Source organism: Candidatus Reidiella endopervernicosa, assembly GCF_013343005.1.
Taxonomy (GTDB): domain Bacteria; phylum Pseudomonadota; class Gammaproteobacteria.
In genome coordinates, this window is sequence record NZ_CP054491.1 from 3,054,853 (window position 1) to 3,072,411 (window position 17,559).

Genomic DNA, 17,559 nt, shown 5'->3' on the forward strand with positions numbered 1-17,559 from the left:
GAATACGCGCACAGGAGATAACCTCATGAACAACTATCGCAACATACATTCCAGTCGCGGCTTCACCTTGATCGAAGCGCTCGTCGCCCTGATCGTGCTCGCTGTGGGCCTGCTGAGTCTGGCGCAGTTCCACACCAACCTTGTCTCCTCCGGCGCACTCACCAAAACCCGCACCGAGGCGATCAACGTCGCTCAGGAGAAGCTCGAGGAGCTGCGAAACAACATTGAGGTGACTGATTACACCGGCCTGGTCTCCTCGACTTCAGGCACACAGGAGACGGTCAACGGCACCAACGCCATCTACACTGTTAGCTGGACCGTCGGCAACGTCCCCAACAGTCTGCAAGCGAAGGTGATCACCGTTTCAGCCAGCTGGACCGGCAGAGACGGCACCACTCAGACTATCTCTCTGGTCAGCAATATTGCCTGGAACAACCCGGTAACCAGTGTGGCGCTCGCCGGAGCCGGCGTTGCCAATCCACTAATTGAAACCCCCAAGGGATCGGCCGAGTTTGTTTACGATAGAACCTATACCGACGACCAGGGAAATCCTAGTCTCCCTCAGAGTGCGACCGATAATGATGACGGCACCCAAACCTATCAGGATGGTGACACCTACGAACTGATCGATGAGGCGACGGGCGATGTCATCCTTGAGCTCGACTGCGCCAATAACACCTGCGCTGGTTTTGTCACCATCAGCGGCACGGTTGTGATCGACGACGGTGACGTTACTGCAACCGACGTCAATGTCATGGCCTCCGACGTCGCCTTCTGTGCCCGCTCTATCGACGACACAACCGCAACCGACGTCGTCGTCTACCCAACGGGTGCGACTGGTAACAACATTGACTACACAGCCTTCACCTACACCTGCTATCTGGGTCACGGCTGGTACGGCAATATCGGTATCCTGCGCACCGACAACGCCAACTCCAATGAACGGGTCTGCCTCGGCGACCCGACGGTTGCCTCGAACGACACCTACTATCCGACCGTTAACAACAACCGCACCTATCGCGGCCTCTTCAACCTCTCGACCGATAATGGCACTCCTCCGATCTACTACTCCTTTGGTGCCGACGCAGGCACCACCATTACCGGCCACGACTTCTTCCTCGATACCATTACCGGTAATAACGTTACGGGTGCCGACTGCATTACACCGATGACCAATGACTACGAGGGCAACGCCGACGGCACCGGCACCGGCACCAACATCTTTGCCGGTGTTCCTGACAACTTCTACTGCCTCAACCCGCATATCACCACACCGACCGGACCTGGGAGTCGCTATTTTGCGAAAGTTTGTTTTGGGCATCCAAGCCCAAGCAAACAGCAAAACTTCACGCGACCGTTTATGCCTGCGGCGCCCGACCGTCCTGCGTACGTTGCGTAATCACCTCTTCGCGGCTCTACACAACTCCCTCAGTGACTCTACGCCGACATAAAGCCGTGCTGCATCTTCTCCGTCGTTCGCTCGCGCTCTCAACTACGAATAGGCAGACGGCGTCGACTATCGGGGACTAACCGCCCTCACTTCGCTCTCCATGGCGGTCAGCGTTTGATGCGGCCTCTAGCTGCGCCATTGATCCGACCAATTCGAACCTTACCGTTCACACCGTTACGGGTGAGATTGTTGCTACCACAGAGGCGGCGTTCAACAACATGACTGATAACACCTCTGTCGTCACCTCGGACGGCGAGACATGTGGCCTGGCTGTAAACGATACCTACGGTAGAGACGGTGTCTTTGCCACCTACGAATGTACCGCTAATGACTGGGGAGGCGGCTGGAGTGGAACCATCAGCGTCAACACCCCTGACACTGCCGCCTGTACGCCTGAAAACTACGACTACACGACAACCCTGTTGGAAGCAGACGCAACCAACAAGGACTTCGAATGTGTTGAGCAGATTTCTACCACTACCTTCGAAGTTTCCGGCATCGTCACTGGTCTGGGTGACACACCTGTAGCCGAGATTTCTGCGACCTCGGATGCAGAGTGCTCAATCAGATCGGGTGGCTTCTCCTGCCAGATGAGCTATCTATCCAACACCAGCGGCTGGACGGGATCGATCATGCTCTATCCAGCACTTGCCGGAGCAGAGTGCACCCCATCCTTCTACACGCAGGACACTGCGATCACGGAGGACCCGGGCACATTCAACTTCGAGTGCACCGTGGCTGAAACCGTAACCTTTGAGATCATCGGGACGATCTCGGGAATTGGCGACACCTCAACCGCTGAGCTCTACGGCTCACCCGATGCAATCTGCGATTTCAAGACTGGAGGTTATAAGTGTGATGTGAGTTACCTCTCTACCAGCGATGGATGGATCGGTGGAATTTCACTCTACAAGAGTGGATACCTCTGCGAACCAAGCTCGCACTATGCAGAGGCACCGTTAACATCTGATCCAGGCAGCTACAACTTCAGCTGCACCGAGGAGCTGATCCCGCAGCAGTTCACTATCTCGGGTAGTGTTGATGCAGGCAACATCGCATCAGTCACCATCAGTGATGGCGGAACCTGCAGCAATACCAACAGCACCTACAGCTGTACCACTGCCATCTTCTACGGTGACACCTGGTCCGGCTCGGTCTCGATGTCCACCAACAAGACGGTATGTGACAGCCCGGCGACATTTACCAATATCACCGGCGACACCACCTACAACTTCAATGGTGAAGTACAGGCGAGGAACTGCCCATAACCATTAACCCAGATAACCCGTAGATCGGGAGATGAAGGCCGCCACGCAATGTGGCGGCCTTTTTTATTTGAATGACAAAATACTCTGAATGCCTAATTCTCGTTATAACTCCGTGACAACCGTCACAACTCAGCTTGTAACAAAACCCATATCTCAGAATATTGAGCACCAGTTCACACCATACCGCTCGCTCAACTGCGTTAATAAATGCAAAGGGTACTTACGGAATCGGTACAAACTATGCGAACAATATCTACAAATCGGGACAACGGCTTCACCCTCCTTGAACTGCTCTTCACACTTGCCATTGGCGGCATCATCCTTGCGATGGCGGTCCCGAGTTTCAAAACCTTCGCGATGAACAATCGCCTCACCACCCAGAACCACGCCCTGGTGGCGTCTCTCACCCTGGCACGCAGTGAGGCAATCAAGCGCGGGCAGCGGGTAGTCGTATGCAAGTCGTCAGACGGTGCCAGCTGTTCCACGGCAAACACCATCAATTGGGAAAACGGCTGGATCGTCTTTGTCGACAGTGACAACGACAGCACTATCGATAGCGGCGAGACACTACGTGTCAGCGAGACACTGGAAGGGGGTAACACTCTGCGCAGCGACAGCAACTACAGCAATAGTGTCACCTATCTGGCCTCTGGACTCTCCACTCAGGCGGGCACACTGGTGCTCTGCGATGACCGTAATAGCGATGGAGACACCGCCGATTCCGCTGATTTTTCCAGCGGGCTGGCGGTCATCGTCAACACAACCGGACGGGCAAGAACCACCACTGCCAGCGGCTCCGGATTTACCAACTGCGTGACCGCTTCGTAACCCGATGGAGATCGACATGGAACGACGACAACAAAACGGCTTTGCGATGATGGAGGTACTGGTTACTGTGCTGGTCCTTTCAGTGGGTCTACTCGGAATTGCCGCTATGCAGACCACGGGCCTGAAATACAACCACAGCGCCTATCTCCGCACCCAGGCAACCCTGCTCGCTTACGACATCAGCGACCGCATGCGCTCGAATATGTCAGCGGTAACAGCCAACAGCTATGTCACCGCTTATAACGACAGCGGCACGGCAATCTCAAATTGCAGCAGCGCCAGTAGTGGTTGTAGCAGTGTGCAGATGGCGCAAAACGACCTATTCGAATGGAAAGGCACACTCAGCTCAGAACTCCCCTTTGGCCAGGGTCAGATCACCAGGGTATCGGGCAGCAATCAGTGGACCATCTCGGTGATGTGGGATGATGAACGCAATAACAGCGACAAGATTTTCACCACGGTGTTTCAGCCATGAACATCTCACTCTCACAACCTGGAAATGAGCGCGGCCTGACACTGGTCGAACTGATGGTGGCCCTGGCACTGAGCATGATTCTGCTTGCCGGTACGATCCAGATCTTTGTTAGCAGCAAACAGGTCTATCGTGTGCAGGATGCTTCCTCAGAAGTGCAGCAGAGCGGTCGCTTCGCCTCTATTTTCATCAATCGAGATATGCGCATGGCCGGATTCTTCGGCTGCGCTGGCATGGCGGGTGTCACCTTCACCAACAACGTTAACTACAGTCGTTATGTAGCCCGGTCTGGGCGAAGCGTACCGAGTGACATCGTCAACTTTGACGGCACAGGATCTTTGATCGGTTACGACAACGTCGGATCGATCACCTCCACTAGCAACAGTGCGTTATACAACCTTGGCCTACGAATCGGCACAGCCACCGGAGAGGTAATACTCGGCACCGATGTGATCAGCATGAGCGGCGCCGCCTCCTGCCCCGGTGGTGAGGTGGTCTCCCCCTACAACTCCGGCTCCAACATCAAGATCGCCGATGCCGACACCTGCGGCATCGATCAGTACGACATTGTGATCGTCACCAACTGCACCAACGCCGACATCTTCGGCGTTACCAACAATCCCAGCGGTAACGGCAACAGCAGTAATCTCGCCTATGGCGCCAATATCAACGGTCCGACCGGCGGCACCTCACACAAGATCGAACATGAGTATGGCGAAGGGGCGAAGGTGCTCGGCTACCGCTCAGTCACCTACTACATCGGCAACGGCTCCTCGGGCGGCCCAGCACTCTATCGCATCAGCTCGAACAACGGCTCCGGCATGGTTACCGAGGAGCTGGTTGAAGGGATCGAGAGTATCAATTTCGAATACGGGCAGGACAGTGATGACGATGGCTCGGCCAACTTCTTCGTTGCCGCTGGCGCAATCACCGACTGGGAGCAGGTGGTGGCCATTCGCCCTACGCTGGTCTCGCGCAGTAGTGATACCAACATCACCGAAACGGGTGACACTCGGCTGCGTCACAGCTTCCGCTCCACCATTACCGTACGCAACCGGCTCTAGCCGCATCAAAAGGGAACTCGTCATGCGAAGCCGAAAGCACCACCTCCAAACGAACAAACCACCTCATAAGCAGCGCGGTGCGGTGCTGATCATCAGCCTGATTCTGCTCATGATCATGACCCTGCTCGGGGTCAACGCGATGCAGTCCTCCACCATGGAGGAGCGAATGGCCGGCAACCTGCGTGACCAGACGCTCGCCTTCCAGGCAGCAGAGTCTGCAGTACGCGATGCCGAGACCTTTATAGAAGGATTGGCTAGCACCGCCAGTTTTAATGACAGTAACGGCCTCTATCAGGCAGACAGCACGCTGGTACCCGACCGCCTCGACAGCGACGACGACTCCACCAAGGATCACCTTGATGGTGACAGCACCGCCTGGAGTAGCAGCAAATCAGTAACAGCCAGCACCATCGCCGGTACAGCCACAGCGCCACGCTACTACATACAGCACCTGGGTACCGTCGATGGCGGTGGTTCCTCAGCCCTCAACATCAAGGGGTACGGTGCACTTAAGGCCGGATCCGATGTAGAGCTGTTTCGCATCACTGCTCGCGGCACGGGCGGCTCAGATAGCGCCCAGGTGATACTTCAGTCTCACTACGGCATGCGTTTCTAGTTAAGGGAATAGACGATGAATAGAGAAACCAATCCAACGACTAAACCGATACTCAGGAAACTGACGATCGCCCTTTTCAGCTGCCTCTCCGCCAGCGTTCAGGCAGCCCCCGGAACGCTCGACAACAGTCCGCTCTTTCTCGGCAACAGTATCCAGCCCAACATTCTTTTCATGATTGATGACTCGGGTAGTATGGGCTGGGCCGACCTGCTTAACGAGGGCACCCCCTACCCCGGCTCCGCCTATCTCACCGACCACACTTATTACCAGCCCCCCTCCGGCATCTACGGCAGCTGGTGGGATCGTGTCTTCCGTCGCCTCTCCTGTCGCGGCGTCAATCTGATGGCCTACGACCCTTCGGTTACCTACACCCCGTGGCATGGTGATGACAACAGTGGCAACGCCTATGTCGATCAGACACTGGCCAGCGCCCGCGACAACCCCTATTCAACCACCACCAGCAACATCAGCGATCACTACTACTGGGTCTGGAACGACGCCGATGGAGATGGCGAATATGACGGCCCCGCCAGCAGCGACATCGGTGCCGCTGCCAATAGCTCGACCGACGAGTGCGGCGATGTCGGCAGCAACTCCGGCGGCGTCGCTGTCAATTCGCTCTCAGCCGCACTGCAGACCAACTACGCCAACTGGTATAGCTTCTACCGCAAGCGTGAATATGTAATGAAGCGTGCACTGTCGCAGATCATCGATGAATCGACCTCGCGCATGGGCCTGATGACCATCAACAACGACTCCGATGTAGCCACCCCGGTAAAGGATATCGACGATGTCACCACCCCGGTCGATACCACCGCACAGAGTAATAAAACCGCACTGCTCGATAATCTTTTCGATGTCTCACCTTCAGGCGGCACACCACTACGTACTGGCCTGGAGCGAGCGGGTAAATATTTCGATGGCGACTACAGCGGCAGCTGGGCCTCGCCCATCCTCTCCGCCAGTAATGGTGGCACCTGCCAGCAGAACTTTACCGCCTTAATGTCCGATGGTTACTGGAACGGCAGCGATCCCAGCGTCGGTGACGCTGATAGTGATGATGACACCAGTTACGATGGCGGCTCACACGCCGACGGTGATACCAGCAGCACTATCTCCAATACACTTGCTGATGTCGCCATGGAGTATTACGAGAACGATCTCAGCACTATCGCCAATGAAGTGCCGACTACTATCGGTGTCGATGAGAACGCGACCCAACACATGGTCACCTACACGGTCGCCTTTGGACTCAACGGTCAACTTGATAGTGATCCTACTGACCGCACCACCGCCTTCAACTGGCCAACTCCGACAGCTGACGCGATTACAACCACCGATGACATGCGCCATGCGGCCTGGAACAGTCGCGGAAAGTTTCTCAATGCAAGCGATCCGCAGGGGCTGATAACCGCCTTTAACGATGCAATATCCGACATTGCCGATCGCACCGGTTCCGCAGCGGCGGTCACCTTCAATACCGGCTCGTTAGAGGCCGACAGCGTCATCTACCTCTCACTGTTCAACTCCTCAAAGTGGAGCAGCCAACTACTCGCCTATCCGCTCAACACGACTACCGGCGCTATCGGCTCTACAGCCAGCTGGGATGCTGCCAATCTGCTCGATAATCGAGATATCTCGGCCTCACCGCGCACTCTGCTCACTTTCAACAGTGACTCCGGTACCAATGATGGTGTCGCCTTTCAGTGGAGCAACCTGACCACCGCGCAGAAGAACGACCTAAAAACCAATAGTTCGGGCGGTAGCGACAGCGATACCATCGCCCAGGCACGACTCAACCATCTGCGCGGCGAGCGAAGCAATGAGGGTAGCGGATACAACTTCCGGGTACGCAACAGCCGACTCGGTGACATCATCCACTCTGCCCCCACCTATGTCGCCGAGCCGGATAGCGACTGGCCCGACACGGCTCCTTTCCCCGATACCAGCAGTGCGAAATATTCTGTTTTCCAGGCATCCAAGGCCTCACGTACCGGCGTCATCTACGCGGGCGGTAACGACGGTATGCTGCACGGCTTCAGTACTGAGGGCAGCAACACCGGTGAGGAGGTACTCGCCTACATCCCCAGCAACCTATTCTCCACAACGACGACCGCCGGACTCCACTACCTGACCGACCCCGACTATCTACACCGTTACTACGTTGATCTCACGCCCACTATCTCCGATGCTTATGTGAAGACCACCAGCACAGGTAGTGCTGATTGGGCCACTGTCTTAATCGGTGGTGAGCGTGCAGGTGGACGTGGGCTCTTTGCACTCGATGTCACCGACCCTAGCCAGTTCAGCGAATCCAATGCCAGTGATCTGGTGATGTGGGAGTTTGATGAGAACGACGATGCCGATCTCGGTTACACATTCAGCCAGCCTACTATCGCTCTGCTCAATAACGATCGATGGGCAGCGATCTTCGGCAACGGTTATAACGACAGCGGCGCAGGCGAGGCACAGCTCTTCATTCTATTCCTCGACGGCGGCCTGGATGGAACCTGGACTGACGGCTCCGGCAGTTCCGATCTCGATTACATCAAGATCTCCACCGATGTCGGCAGCAGTGGCAGTAAAAATGGATTAGCAACACCCGCTGTGATCGACACCGATGGCGACGGTACGGCTGACCGTGTCTATGCTGGCGATCTTGAGGGCAACATGTGGGCCTTCGATCTCTCAGCCAGTAACACCAACAGCTGGGATGTCGCCTACAAGCAGGGCAACACCCCTAAGCCGCTCTTCACCGCCAGGGATAGCAGCGGCAACACTCAGCCGATCACTGTCACACCGACTATTCTCAAAAACCCTTCTGTTGACGATACGACACAAAATAGCCCCAACGTGATGGTGCTATTCGGTACTGGCCAGTATCTGGTCGATACTGACAAAACCTCGAGCGGCACACAGAGCTTCTACGCCGTCTGGGATGAGGGAACCGATGAGCTGCTGCGCACCAATCTCCAAGAGCAGACACTACTGAGCGGTTTTCCAGCCGATGTACGCGTACCGAGTAACAACACCATCGCCTTTGATGGCAGTGGCAGCGCTCAACAGTTCGGCTGGTACCTCGATCTGCCCGATACCGGTGAGCGGGTGATCACCGACGCGGTGGCACGTGGTGACATCATCTATTTCAACACCACGGTACCGACCTCCGACCCCTGCTCTTATGGCGGTTATGGATGGCAGATGTCGATCAAGATCGACAATGGCGGACGCCCTGACAGCCCGGTATTCGACTACAACGACGATGGTTACATCGATAATAACGACACCGTTGACCAGGACCCGAATGAGGGCTCACTGACCGATGAGTCACCGGGTGGCGAAAAATTCACCAAGGGACTTCCTACCTCACCCTCCTTCCTCGGTGACCATCAATACACCGCCGGCACCGGAGGCAGTAACGATGGCGGTGCCCCCCCCGTCGAGGAACGTGACGTAGAGCACCTGGGAGGAGACCTCACCGGACGGCTCTCCTGGGAAGAGTTGAGCCTGTAGCGATGATATCGACTGAACATGGAGCAATAGCAATGCACAAGCTGAGAAACCTGGTATCAACCCTGTTGCTGGCGCTGCTCTGCACTGCAGCATCGGCCGACTCACGTCCCGAGCATATTCCAGAAAACTATCCTGCCTCCGGAACACTCCTCGAGATTGATCACTACACCGGTAGGTTGAATATCAGCGACCGCATCTTCCACACCAATAACGATACCGCCATCCACAGTCGTTATCGCGCCAATGAATCGATTATCGTTTTACAGGCGGGTAACAAGGTCGGTTTCGATTACATCACCGAACCCAGTGGCACCAAGCGCCTCACTACCGTGTGGCAACTGCCAGATGACCATACCCTGACCAATCCGGGTTTTCGTACCCCGATCAGAGTCCGTTAACAAATAATTTGGAGAGTCTGCGTGAGAAGAGCAGTAGGTTTTACACTTGTGGAATTGATGATCGTGATTGCGATCATCTCGATACTGGCGACCATCGCCTACCCGGCCTATACCGATTCGGTCAACAGGTCCCAACGTAGCGATGGCATGGCGGCACTTCTGGAGGTTTCACAGCAGCTAGAGCGCTGCTATACGGAGTTTAGTGCCTTTAACAACACTGGCTGCTCAGTCGTAAACGCTGGACCCGTGATCAGCTTCAACTCCGCTGAGGGTTACTACATCGTCTCAGCCACTGCTCTGGCAGCAACCAGCTTCACACTGCTAGCCACGGCACAGGCGGGCCAAACCGATGATACCGATTGTCTTAATCTCACCCTGACCCACACTGGAGTGAAAGGAGCCTCGGGGCCGAAGGGTGCAGAGTGTTGGTAACGATTCAGGTTAGTCGCGCAGCTCTTTAGGTAGCGAGAAAACCACCGCTTCCTCCAGGCCGCTGGTGTTGGTCACTGACTCTGCACCCTGTTCCTGCAGATAATCGATCACCGACTTAACCAGCAGTTCGGGTGCTGAAGCGCCGGCACTGACGCCAATTGAACTACACCCCTCAACCAGGTCGGATCGATCTCCTCAGCGCTATCGACCAGATGGGCCTGCACGCCGTGACGCTCGGCAATCTCACGCAGGCGGTTGGAGTTGGAGCTGTTGGGTGAACCGACCACCAGAATCAGGTCGCAGCTCTCAGCAAGACTTTTGATTGCATCCTGACGATTCTGGGTTGCATAACAGATATCGTCCTTTTTGGGGCGGACGATCTTAGGAAAGCGGCTCTGTAACGCCTCGACCACGGCCGCTGCATCATCCATCGACAGGGTCGTCTGGGTAACAAGGGCGAGTTTGTCGGGGTTGTGAACCTGTAGCTGTTCAACATCCTCTGGTCGCTCTACCAGGTAGATGCCACGGCCCTCGCTGCAGCCATATTGCCCCATCGTTCCCTCGACCTCGGGGTGACCGGCGTGACCGATCAGGATCACCTCATCACCCGCCTTGCAGTGGCGTGCTACCTCGAGATGAACCTTGGTCACCAGCGGGCAGGTAGCATCGAAGAGTTTGAAACCGCGCTGAACCGCCTCATCACGCACCGCCTGCGAGACACCGTGCGCGCTGAAGATCACCGTCGCACCATCGGGAACCTCACTCAGCTCCTCGACGAAGATCGCCCCCTTCTCCCGCAGGGATTCGACCACAAATCGATTGTGCACCACCTCGTGGCGTACAAAGATTGGCGCACCAAAGATCTCCAGTGCACGCTCAACTATCTCGATCGCACGCTCGACACCCGCACAAAAGCCGCGGGGATTGGCCAGTTCTACTTTCATTACTTCATACCCATCAATTCAATTTCAAGCCCGGCCAGGACTCTTAGACAACCTCGATAATCTCGACCTCAAAGATAAAGTCACGTCCAGCCAGCGGGTGGTTGAAATCGATCTTCACCATCTCATCCCCCACCTCCAGAATCGTGCCCGGCACCTCTTCGCCCGCCGGGGTGCTAAAAGCGATGATCAGTCCCGGCTCCAGTTCCATCTCGTCCTTAAACTTGTCACGCTCCATCTGATGGATACGCTCCGGATCTGGAAAGCCGAAGCCCTGCTGTGGAGAGATGGCGATCTTCGCTCGCTCACCCTCATGCAGTCCGGTAATCGCCAGTTCGAGTCCATCGATCATTGAGCCATCACCCATGGTAAAGACGTGCGGCTCACCCTCATCGGTGGCATCGACCAGGGTGCCATCTGTCAGACTCATGGTGAAGTTCAGGGTTACCCGACTCTCCGGGGTTACAACGGGGCTATTTTCACTCATCACGAAAAACCTCTTGAGGGCACTGCGCAGAAACAGACTCAGTTACGTCTGCTATCACGCAGGCTATCGAGCATCAGCAGCACCACACCGACAAAAATTGCAGAGTCGGCAACGTTAAAGGCAGGCCAGTGCCAATCGTTAATGTAGAAATCGAGGAAATCGATCACATGACCATAGAGTAGACGATCGATGATATTGCCAATCGCCCCCCCCACTACCAGTGCAAGTGCAAAGCGTAACAATCGCTCATCAGCACGACTGCGATGCATCCAGGTCAGCAGCACGGTAGTGATCACCACGCCCAGCACAACAAAGAACCAACGCTGCCAGCCACCCGCCGTACTGAGGAAGCTAAAGGCTGCCCCCTCGTTATAGACCAGGGTCAGATTAAAGAAAGGTGTTAACGAGAGGCTCTCATAGAGCTCAAAGCTGCGCTCTATCCACCACTTGCTCAACTGGTCGAGCAGGATAATGATCCCACTCAATGCTAGCCACCGCGCCATTAGGCAAAACGTCTCTGTTCACCCTCACCGGCGACATTCTCTACACAACGACCACACAGCTCGGGATGCTCACTATCGGCGCCAACATCCTCACGATGATGCCAGCAGCGCACACACTTCTCAGCACCACTCGGGGTCACTTCGATCCAGACCTCATCACCATTACTCAGCGTAGTGTGGACCGCATCACTCGGCGGCTCCTCAACGACCTGATTAACCGTTGCCTCAGAGGTAATCAAGACAAAGCGCAGCTCATCCTCAAGTCTGACCAGTCGGTCGTATATCTCACGACCACAGTAGAGGATCACCTCGGCATCAAGCGCTGAGCCGATACCACCGGCCACTCGCAATTGTTCAATCTGTTTGTTGACCGAGTCACGCACCTCAATCACCTCCGACCAGTAGTCGAGCCCCATCGCATCATCTGCGCACATCTCGGGGAACTCATACCAGGTCTCAAGCAGTACCGAATCACCATGCTCACCCGGAATCAACCGCCAGACCTCATCGGCGGTAAAGGTGGTGATCGGTGACAGCCAGCGCGCCATTGCCTCAATGATGTGGTACATCGCCGTCTGTGCCGAGCGACGTGCGACGCTATCGGGTTGGGTGGTGTATTGACGATCCTTGATGATATCGAGATAGAAACCACCCAGATCGCCAGAACAGAAGTTGTGCAGCTTCTGATAGATATGATGGAAGTCGTAGTCGTCGTAGGCCTGCACCAGCTCGGCCTGCAACGCCTCACTGCGTGCGACCGCCCAGCGATCGAGTGCCAACATCTGCCCAGGTGGCAACATATTCTCAGCCGGGTTAAAGCCGGTGAGATTGGCGAGCAGGAAGCGTGCGGTGTTACGGATACGACGATAGCCATCGGCGGTGCGCTTGAGGATCTCGTCAGAAACGGTCATCTCGTTACGATAGTCGGTCGCAGCCACCCACAGGCGCAGGATATCGGCACCGAGATTATTGACCACCTTCTGTGGTGCCACCACGTTGCCCTTCGACTTCGACATCTTCTTACCCTTGGCGTCGACGGTGAAACCGTGGGTCAGAACCGAACGGTAGGGTGCCTCGCCACGCATCGCCACCGAGGTAAGCAACGACGACTGGAACCAACCGCGGTGTTGATCGGAACCCTCCAGGTAGAGGTCAGCAGGTGACTCCAGCTCTTCGCGTGCATCGACGACGCTGTAATGTGTGACACCCGAATCGAACCAGACATCGAGCGTGTCACGCACCATATCGTAATCATCCGCCTCGCTACCGAGCAGCTCGGCCGGATCGAGATCGAACCAGGCATCGATACCCGACTGCTCTACGCGCTGCGCCACCTGTTCGATCAGCTCAACACTCTTCGGGTGAAGTGCTGCGGTCACCTTATGTACAAACAGCGTGATCGGCACGCCCCAGGTACGCTGACGCGAAACACACCAGTCGGGCCGTTTCTCTACCATCCCCTCGATACGCGCCTGTCCCCAGTCGGGCATCCAGTTGGTCTGACGAATCGCCGCCATCGCCTGATCACGCAGACCGTTCTGATCCATGCTGATAAACCACTGGGGGGTTGCACGGAAGATGATCGGTGTTTTGTGGCGCCAGCAGTGTGGATAGCTGTGACGCAGCGCCTCCACGTGGATCAGCTTGCCGTTAGTTTTGAGAACCTCGAGCACACTGTCGTTGGCCTTGAAGACGTACTGACCTTCAAACAGCGGCGTGCCCGGCAGAAAGACACCGTTTCCGCCGACCGGGTTATCGATCTTGAGGTTGTAACGCATACCAACCACGTAGTCGTCCTGGCCATGACCGGGTGCGGTATGCACCGCACCGGTACCCGCCTCGGTGGTAACGTGGTCGCCGAGGATGATCGGTACTTCACGCTCATAGAAGGGGTGAGCCAGCTTCAAACCCTCGAGCTCGGAGCCCATCGCAGTAGCAACGATGGAGTAGTCATTGATCTCATAACGCCCCATCGCATCCTTGAGCAGCGCCTCGGCCAACAGCAGACGCTCGGTACCGTGCTCACCCTCACACTGCACCACGACGTACTCGAGATCGGGGTTGACCGCCACGCCCTGGTTAGCTGGCAATGTCCATGGAGTGGTGGTCCAGATGACGGCTGAGATCGGACCTGAGCCGTGCGGCTCTCCGGTGCTGTTACAGCGGGCGAAGAGCGCCTCATCATCGAGCAGTTCAAAACGGACATCAATTGCCGGGGAGGTCTTATCCTCATACTCAACCTCTGCCTCGGCCAGCGCCGAACCACACTCGACACACCAGTGGACCGGCTTGGAGCCCTTGTGCAGATGGCCGTTTTTCACAATACCGGCGAGGGAGCGAATAATATCGGCCTCGGTCTTGTAGTCCATGGTCAGGTAGGGATTATCCCAATCACCAATCACTCCAAGACGTTTGAAATCCTCACGTTGACCATCAACCTGCTTGCGTGCGTAGGCGCGGCAGGCATCACGAAACTGTTTGGCATCGACCTTGGCGCCCGCCTTGCCGATCTTCTTCTCTACCTGCAGTTCAATCGGCAGGCCGTGACAATCCCAACCGGGAATATAGGGCGCATCGAAACCGCTCAGCCCCTTCGACTTGACGATGATGTCCTTGAGTATCTTGTTTACCGCGTGACCGATATGGATATCGCCATTGGCGTAGGGAGGACCATCGTGAAGGATGAATTTTGGACGCCTATCACCCACCTGACGCAGACGCGCATAGATATCGATATCCTGCAGACGTTTCAGCATCTCCGGTTCGCGCTTGGCAAGGTTGCCGCGCATCGGAAACTCGGTCTCAGGAAGGTTCAGCGTCTGCTTGTAGTCACTCATGTCAGGTCCGTGGGAATACTAATAAGGTAAGCGGCGCAATATACCACGCGCCGCTGTGTGGATCAGTCGCGGGAGGCGAAAAAGGTACGTGCCGAGTCGACATCGCGATCGATCTGCTGTTTGAGTGCATCGAACGACTCAAATCGCTGCTCAGGGCGGATTCGCTGCAGAAAATCTACGTTGATGTAGTGGCCGTAGATCTCGCTGGAGAAATCGAACAGATGGATCTCGAGTAGACTGCGGGTGCCGTTCACCGTCGGGCGAGTACCGACATTGGCGACACCATGAACTGGTTCCCCCTCAACCCCGAACACCTCTACGGCAAACACGCCATCGACAGGTGTCGCCTTACGGTGCAGATGGATATTGGCGGTCGGAAAACCGATGGTGCGTCCCAGCTTGTCACCGTGCGCGACACGCCCCGACATACGATAGGGGCGCCCAAGCAGCTTCTCGGCGGTGACCAGATCACCCACACCCAGTGCTTCACGGATGCGGGTGCTGCTGACCCGTTCTGCATCGATATTAAAGGTGTGCATACTGACCACCGGGAATCCGTGCCGCTCACCCGCCAGTCTCAGCATTTCAAAATCACCGCGCCGACCCTTGCCGAAGCGGAAGTCATCACCCACCACCAGATAGCGCACACCGAGCCCCTCGACCAGAATCTGCTCGATGAACTGCTCCGCCTCCATATTGGCCAGGCGCTGATCAAACGGTGTACAGAGCACCCGGTCAACCGAGAAACGGCGTAGCGCCAACAATTTCTCACGCAGGCGAGTCAGGCGCGCGGGGGCCTGATCGGGGCGGAAGAACTCCTGTGGCTGTGGGTCGAAGGTGATCAGCTGCGTCGGCAGTCCATACTCCTCGGCCTGCTCGGCGAGCTGTCCCAACACCGCCTGATGGCCGAGATGGACACCATCGAAATTGCCGATGGTGGCCACACAGCCACGGTGGCGTGTACGAAGATTGTGTATTCCTCTGATCAGTTCCATAAAGCGAATGGGTTCATCTGGTTAATTGAATTCGGTCGACCATTATATGCCAGCCATCTAGGTGCTGCTGCGCAGTATTGAGGGACGTACACCAGCCAGCCCCAGCGCCACAAAGTAGACAGACACACTTGCCACGATCAACAGCAGCAGCTGAAGCATGCGTTCAATACCCCCCCACGCTAACCACTGCTGTGGTGCAGCATTAACAAAAAGCAGCAGCCCCACCATTAGCGTCAGGGCAAAGGTCACCTGCATCAGCAATTGTCCCCAGCCCGGCTGGATATGCAGTACTCCTTCATTTTTTAGCGCACGAAATAGCAGCCCCGCATTGATAAAGGCGGAGGTGGCCGTGGCAAGCGCCAGACCTGCATGGGCACCGGGTGTATCGGTCAGGTAGAAAGCGAGCACAAAGAGCACGTTAAGCACCATATTGGCAGCCATCGCGATCACTCCGATACGCACCGGCGTACGAGTATCCTGTCTGGCAAAGAACCCTGGCGCCAACACCTTGATCAGAATGAAACCAGGAAGCCCTATTGCGTAGGCCATTAAACTTAGTGTCGCCATCTCTACATCGCTGACCAGGAATTGGTCGTACTGAAACAGCGTGGTGAGAATCGGCCCCGCCAACATAAAGAGTCCAACGGCTGCAGGCAGCCCGATCAACAATGCCAGTCGTAGCGCCCAGTCGAGGGTCCGGCCAAACGCCTCCGGCTCTTCACGAGCATGCTTCTGCGACAGACTCGGCAGGATCACCGTTGCCAGCGCAATACCAAACACCCCGAGGGGAAACTCCATCAACCGATCCGAATAGTAGAGCCAGGAGACAGAGCCAGTAACCAGAAAAGAGGCGATCAGGGTATCGAAGAGCAGATTGATCTGTGCCACGGAGGAGCCAAAGATCGCTGGCAACATCAGCTTAAGGATCTTCTGCACTCCCTCATCACGCCATCCCCAGCGCGGACGTGGTGACAGGCGCAGCTGCCTGAGGAACGGCAGCTGAAAAAAGAGCTGCGCCACTCCGGCAATGAAGACACCCCAGGCGAGCGCTACGATCGGCCGATCCATCAACGGGGCAAGCCAGATCGCAGCAGCGATCAGTGAAAGGTTAAGTAGAACCGGTGTAAACGCAGGGATTGCGAAGCGACCGTAGCTGTTGAGAATGCCACCTGCAAAGGCGGTCAGTGATATAAAAAGGATATAGGGGAAGGTGATGCGCAGCATATCGCTGGCCAGATCGTACTTCTGCTCATCACCGATGAATCCGGGCGCGAAGATCATCACCAGGACCGGCGCTGCAATCACACCGATGGTAGTGATCAGTAACAACACACCACCTAACGTGCCCGCAACCCGGTCACTCAGCCACTGTACCCGCTCATGATCGCCACTCTCTTTATATTCAGAGAGCACCGGAACAAAGGCTTGAGAGAAGGCCCCTTCTGCGAAGAGACGGCGTAGGAAGTTGGGAATCTTGAAGGCGATGAAGAAGGCATCGGTCCCCGCACCGGCACCGAAGTAGCGAGCGAAGACCATATCGCGGACAAAACCGAGCACCCGCGACAGCAGGGTCATCACACCAACGGTGGCAGTTGATCGCAGCAGACTCAATTAAGATTCCTTCCAGATGCTCTTACGGCGTAGTTTGGTGGCGCAGTATGCCGCCTTTCCAGGGTGATACCAATCGAGCCCGCAGAATTGACAAGCCCCAAAAAAAACTGCATAGTACCGCGTCTTGATTTCCATTGACCAAGT

General features: G+C 56.1%; 15 protein-coding genes and 1 pseudogene. 10 read left to right on the top strand and 6 right to left on the bottom strand.

The window, feature by feature from the left end:
* Positions 1-25: 25 nt before the first annotated feature.
* The 10 genes from HUE57_RS16545 (at position 26) to HUE57_RS16590 (ending at position 10,041) form a co-directional block, all read left to right on the top strand.
* Positions 26-1,399, top strand: coding sequence for a type IV pilus modification PilV family protein (locus HUE57_RS16545; RefSeq protein WP_174673548.1), 1,374 nt, complete (start codon positions 26-28; stop codon positions 1,397-1,399).
* Entirely contained in the window at positions 1,309-1,530 is a 222-nt protein-coding gene (locus tag HUE57_RS16550) for a hypothetical protein (protein ID WP_174673549.1), read from the top strand. The genes HUE57_RS16545 and HUE57_RS16550 overlap by 91 nt, the downstream gene beginning before the upstream one ends.
* 138 nt (positions 1,531-1,668) lie before the next feature.
* Entirely contained in the window at positions 1,669-2,718 is a 1,050-nt protein-coding gene (locus tag HUE57_RS16555) for a hypothetical protein (RefSeq protein ID WP_174673550.1), read from the top strand.
* A 240-nt stretch (positions 2,719-2,958) separates the two neighbouring features.
* Entirely contained in the window at positions 2,959-3,546 is a 588-nt protein-coding gene (locus tag HUE57_RS16560) for a GspH/FimT family pseudopilin (protein WP_174673551.1), read from the top strand.
* Between the two features lie 16 nt (positions 3,547-3,562).
* Complete coding sequence (gene pilV / locus HUE57_RS16565) at positions 3,563-4,021, top strand: type IV pilus modification protein PilV (protein ID WP_172840146.1); 459 nt, start codon at positions 3,563-3,565, stop codon at positions 4,019-4,021.
* A complete protein-coding gene (locus HUE57_RS16570) occupies positions 4,018-5,082 on the top strand; it encodes a PilW family protein (RefSeq protein ID WP_078482873.1) in 1,065 nt (354 codons plus the stop codon). Before pilV ends, HUE57_RS16570 begins: the two co-directional genes overlap by 4 nt.
* A gap of 22 nt (positions 5,083-5,104) precedes the next feature.
* Positions 5,105-5,698, top strand: coding sequence for a pilus assembly PilX family protein (locus HUE57_RS16575; protein ID WP_078482844.1), 594 nt, complete (start codon positions 5,105-5,107; stop codon positions 5,696-5,698).
* A gap of 15 nt (positions 5,699-5,713) precedes the next feature.
* Positions 5,714-9,211, top strand: a complete 3,498-nt coding sequence (locus HUE57_RS16580) for a pilus assembly protein (RefSeq protein ID WP_078482845.1) — start codon at positions 5,714-5,716, stop codon at positions 9,209-9,211.
* A 32-nt stretch (positions 9,212-9,243) separates the two neighbouring features.
* Complete coding sequence (locus HUE57_RS16585) at positions 9,244-9,609, top strand: hypothetical protein (protein WP_078482846.1); 366 nt, start codon at positions 9,244-9,246, stop codon at positions 9,607-9,609.
* A gap of 21 nt (positions 9,610-9,630) precedes the next feature.
* Positions 9,631-10,041, top strand: coding sequence for a type IV pilin protein (locus HUE57_RS16590; RefSeq protein ID WP_078482847.1), 411 nt, complete (start codon positions 9,631-9,633; stop codon positions 10,039-10,041).
* Positions 10,042-10,050: 9 nt separating this feature from the next.
* On the opposite strand, the pseudogene ispH reads toward HUE57_RS16590, so the two are convergent.
* From ispH to murJ, 6 genes and pseudogenes are all read right to left on the bottom strand, one after another.
* Positions 10,051-10,985: pseudogene (gene ispH, locus HUE57_RS16595) on the bottom strand (4-hydroxy-3-methylbut-2-enyl diphosphate reductase).
* A 43-nt stretch (positions 10,986-11,028) separates the two neighbouring features.
* Positions 11,029-11,469, bottom strand: coding sequence for an FKBP-type peptidyl-prolyl cis-trans isomerase (locus HUE57_RS16600; protein WP_078482849.1), 441 nt, complete (start codon positions 11,467-11,469; stop codon positions 11,029-11,031).
* A 38-nt stretch (positions 11,470-11,507) separates the two neighbouring features.
* Positions 11,508-11,954, bottom strand: a complete 447-nt coding sequence (gene lspA, locus HUE57_RS16605) for a signal peptidase II (RefSeq protein WP_320416249.1) — start codon at positions 11,952-11,954, stop codon at positions 11,508-11,510.
* A gap of 17 nt (positions 11,955-11,971) precedes the next feature.
* Entirely contained in the window at positions 11,972-14,809 is a 2,838-nt protein-coding gene (gene ileS, locus HUE57_RS16610; protein WP_078482851.1) for an isoleucine--tRNA ligase, read from the bottom strand.
* Between the two features lie 62 nt (positions 14,810-14,871).
* Positions 14,872-15,804, bottom strand: coding sequence for a bifunctional riboflavin kinase/FAD synthetase (gene ribF, locus HUE57_RS16615; protein ID WP_078482852.1), 933 nt, complete (start codon positions 15,802-15,804; stop codon positions 14,872-14,874).
* A 57-nt stretch (positions 15,805-15,861) separates the two neighbouring features.
* Positions 15,862-17,415, bottom strand: a complete 1,554-nt coding sequence (gene murJ, locus HUE57_RS16620) for a murein biosynthesis integral membrane protein MurJ (protein WP_078482853.1) — start codon at positions 17,413-17,415, stop codon at positions 15,862-15,864.
* Between the last annotated feature and the right edge of the window lie 144 nt (positions 17,416-17,559).